The organism is uncultured Stenotrophomonas sp. (assembly GCF_945952405.1).
In the GTDB taxonomy this organism is placed as follows: domain Bacteria; phylum Pseudomonadota; class Gammaproteobacteria; order Xanthomonadales; family Xanthomonadaceae; genus Stenotrophomonas.
The window spans coordinates 1-3894 of sequence record NZ_CAMFIA010000045.1; the positions used below are offsets into that span (position 1 = coordinate 1).

Here is a 3894-nt window from a genome sequence, read left to right on the forward strand (position 1 = left end):
GCCGCGGCCTTCTCCGCCGCGGCACGGCGCGCGGCGGCGCGGCGCTCGGCTTCGGCGCGGGCGGCGGCAGCGCGCAGATTGGCCAGCAGCGTTTCCAGCGCCTTGGCGTCCTGGCCCAGCGCCTGTTCCTTCTCGCGCCGATCCTTGAAGCGTTCGTCCAGCGAGGCCACGGTCTGCGCACGGTCACGGCGATCGGCCGCCAGCGTGGCAGCCTGCTGCTTCTGGTCGCGCTGCGCGCCCTGCAGCTTCTGCTGGCGCTCGGCGATCTGTGCCTGCAGCGCTTCCAGTTCCTTCAGGTCGGCGGTCAGGGTGGTGATGCGCTGCGCACGTTCACGCTGCAGGTAACGGTGGTAGGCCAGGGCGCGGTTGGCATCGGCAACCGTGTCCTGCGACAGCAGCAGCTTCAGCGGTGCGTGGTTGCCCAGCTGGTAGGCCGCGCGCAGCAGGCCGGCCAGCTCGCGGTGCTGCTGGGCCAGGTTGCCCTGCAGGGTGCTGCGGCGCTGCTCGGCCTCGGCCAGGGCCCGGCCCTGATCACGCAGGGCGGTTTCGGTCTGCGCCAGTGCACGGCCACTGCGTGCCACCTTCTCATCGGCCTCGCGCAGCTGCTGCGAGGCCTGGCCGCGTTGGCCCTCGATCTGCTTGCGCTCCTGCGCCACGCCCTTCAGCTCGGTGCGCAGCTTCTGCAGCTTGCGCTCGGTTTCGCGGGTCGTCTGCGCGGCACCCGGCAGCGGCACGGCCAGGGCGATGGCCAGCCCCAACAGCAGGCAGCGCCCACCGCGTGCGGCGGTGATGTGATGTCGGCGTGATGGGAAGGCGTTGTCGCGCAAGGGCTTTCCAGTGACTTCAGGCAGTTGCAGGGGGTACCGGGGAATGGTGACATCTCCGCACGCGGCCTGCCAGCCGCACATCCATCGAGGTCCCCATGAAAACTCTTTCCATTCCGCTGCTGTTGGGCGTCCTGCTCGCCGCCGGCCCGGTCGGCGCCCAGGACGACATCAGCAAGGTCAACGGCAGCATCAGCGCCGAACCCGGCCAGCGCTACGGCAAGCTGGATACCGTCAATGGCGGCATCCGCGTCGGCGAAGGCGTCGAGACCGGCAGCATCGACACCGTCAACGGCGGGGTGAAGGTCGCCGACCGTGCGCGCACGGGCAAGATCGAGACGGTCAACGGCGGTGTGCGCCTGGGCCGCGAGGTCATCGCACGCGGCAGCGTCAGCACCGTCAACGGCAGCATCTTCGCCGACCGCGGCAGCCAGATCGAAGGCGGCGTGGAAACCGTCAACGGCGGCATCGGCCTGGTCGAAAGCCGCGTCGGCAAGGACGTGGAAACGGTCAACGGTGACATCACCGTCGGCATCGGCTCGCAGGTCAGCGGCGGCGTGCATGTGCGCAAGCCCAACTTCAGCGTCTCGCTGACCGCCAGCCGCAAGCCACGCGTGATCATCGGCCCCAATGCCGTGGTCAATGGCCCGCTTCAATTCGAACGCGAAGTGGTGTTGTACGTGCACCGCACCGCCCGCATCGGGCCGGTCACCGGCGCCGAGCCGATCCCGTTCGACACCGAAACCGCCCCGGCGGACTGAGCGCAGCGGGCCGCCCGGTCCGCTGCTGCTCGCTGATACCGGTCGTGCAAGACGTGCGGCCGCCCTTTGTTTTCCAGGAATCGACGATGCCCCGCAAACTCCTCCTGTGCCTGGCCGCTGCGGCCGCACTCAGTGCCTGCAAAGGCGAAGACACTCCGGCGACCACGCCGGCCACCGACACCGCGGCAGCGAAGCCGGCCGCGCATGTGTTCTCCCCGGAGATCAACGCCGGCGACTTCGCCGAGATGGTCAAGACCCTGGCCTCGGATGAGTTCGAAGGCCGCGCCCCGGGCAGCAAGGGCGAAGAGCTGACGGTCAATTACATCCGCGACCAGATGCAGCGCATCGGCCTGCAGCCGGGCAACGGCGACAGCTGGTTCCAGGACGTGCCGATGACCGAGACCACGGCCGACGAAGCGACCGTGCTGAAGATCACCCAGGGCGGCAAGACCACCGAACTGAAGTTCGGCACCGATATGGTGGTGGGTACCCGCACCGGCCAGGCCGAGGTGAAGGTCGATGCCAGCGACCTGGTGTTCGTCGGCTACGGCGTCGATGCGCCGGAGCAGAAGTGGAACGACTATGCCGGCCAGGACTGGAAGGGCAAGACGGTCGTGATGTTCGTCAACGATCCGGGCTTCCACGTTGATGACGAGAAGCTGTTCGACGGCAAGCGCATGACCTATTACGGCCGCTGGACCTACAAATTCGAGGAGGCCGCGCGCAAGGGCGCCGCCGCCGCGCTGATCGTGCACGACACCGCCGGTGCCTCCTACGGCTGGGACGTGGTGAAGAACTCCTGGGCCGGCCCGCAGTACGACCTGCCGGCCAAGGATGATCCGGAAGCCCGCATCCCGGTGCAGGGCTGGCTGAGTGCGGAGGCCGCCAAGGCGCTGTTCGCCGGTGCCGGCCTGGACCTGGCGCAGGCCTACAAGGACGCCAGCAAGCGCGGCTTCAAGCCGGTGCCGCTGAAGGCCAGCGCCGCAGTCGACCTGAAGAGCCGGATTGCGCAGAAGCAGTCGCGTAACGTGGTCGGCGTACTGCCGGGCAGCACCCGTGCCGATGAGGCCGTGCTGTACATGGCGCACTGGGACCACCTGGGCAAGCACGAGGGTGAAACCGGCGACAACATCTACAACGGTGCGGTCGACAACGCGACCGGCGTGGCCGGCATCCTGGAGGTGGCCGAAGCCATGGCCCACCAGCAGCCGAAGCCGGAGCGTTCGGTGGTGTTCCTGGCGGTAACCCTGGAGGAGTCCGGCCTGCTGGGCTCGAAGTACTACGTGGCCCATCCGACCTTCCCGCTGGACAAGATCGCCGGCGTGATCAACATCGATGCAATGTCGGTGGCAGGCCGTGCCAAGGACGTGACCGTCACCGGCTTCGGCAGCTCGGAGCTGGAAGACATCCTCAAGCCGCTGGCCGCCGCCCAGGGCCGTACGCTGCATGGTGAGACGTCGGTGCAGAGTGGCTTCTACTTCCGCTCCGACCACTTCAACTTCGCCAAGGCCGGCGTGCCGGCGCTGTACGCCGATGGCGGCGAGGACCTGCGCGAGGGTGGCGTGGAGGCCGGCCGCAAGGCCGCCGCCGACTACGGCGCCAACCGTTACCACGGCCCGAAGGACGAGTTCGATGCGGCCACCTGGAAGCTGGATGGCACCGTCGAGGACCTGCAGCTGATGTACGGCGTCGGCAAGGAACTGGCCGCAGGCGACCGGTGGCCGAACTGGTATGCAGGCAACCCGTTCAAGGCGGCCCGCGACGCGATGATGAAGGACAAGGCCCCGGCCGCGGCGAAGTAACGCCGAGCGCTGGAGGCCACTGAAGCGGCGCCCCCCGGGGCGCCGCTTTTTATGTGCCTGCGATCGCAGCACAACGGCAGCGACCGGAGCGGGTAGCCGCCGACCCTGGTCGGCGCCGTCCATCCAGGGCCTGGTAGCCGCCGACCTTGGTCGGCGCCGTCCATCCACGCGTGGCGTGGATCTACTGCCCGCGTTCGGGCGCAAAGAAAAACCCCGCTGCGTGAGCAGCGGGGTTTTGGGTATAAACCCTGGCGATGACCTACTCTCGCATGGCTTGAGCCACACTACCATCGGCGCAGCTGCGTTTCACTTCCGAGTTCGGGATGGGATCGGGTGGTTCCACAGCGCTAATTTCACCAGGGAGACGGTTGCAGCAGCGCTTGCAGCGCCAGCTTCGCGATCTTGCCCTTGGGGCGGAAGGAACCAGAATTGCAGTGCCTTCACTTAATAGAAAAAACCCCGCTGCGTAAGCAGCGGGGTTTTGGGTGTAAACCCTGGCGATGACCT

2 protein-coding genes, 1 rRNA gene and 1 pseudogene are annotated in these 3894 nt (G+C 67.7%); 2 read left to right on the top strand and 2 right to left on the bottom strand.

Annotated features, from left to right (window positions below; genetic code table 11):
• A pseudogene (locus tag Q0P60_RS20560) lies at positions 1–827 on the bottom strand (peptidase M23); the annotation flags it as partial.
• A 95-nt stretch (positions 828–922) separates the two neighbouring features.
• Here Q0P60_RS20560 and Q0P60_RS20565 point away from each other — a divergent pair.
• Entirely contained in the window at positions 923–1585 is a 663-nt protein-coding gene (locus Q0P60_RS20565) for a hypothetical protein (protein ID WP_294997444.1), read from the top strand.
• Positions 1586–1671: 86 nt separating this feature from the next.
• Positions 1672–3387: a M28 family metallopeptidase gene (locus tag Q0P60_RS20570; protein WP_294997445.1), complete on the top strand. Its 1716-nt coding sequence runs from the start codon at positions 1672–1674 to the stop codon at positions 3385–3387.
• A 246-nt stretch (positions 3388–3633) separates the two neighbouring features.
• Here the strand turns inward: Q0P60_RS20570 and rrf are convergent.
• Positions 3634–3748, bottom strand: a 5S ribosomal RNA gene (gene rrf / locus Q0P60_RS20575).
• Positions 3749–3894: the final 146 nt, after the last annotated feature.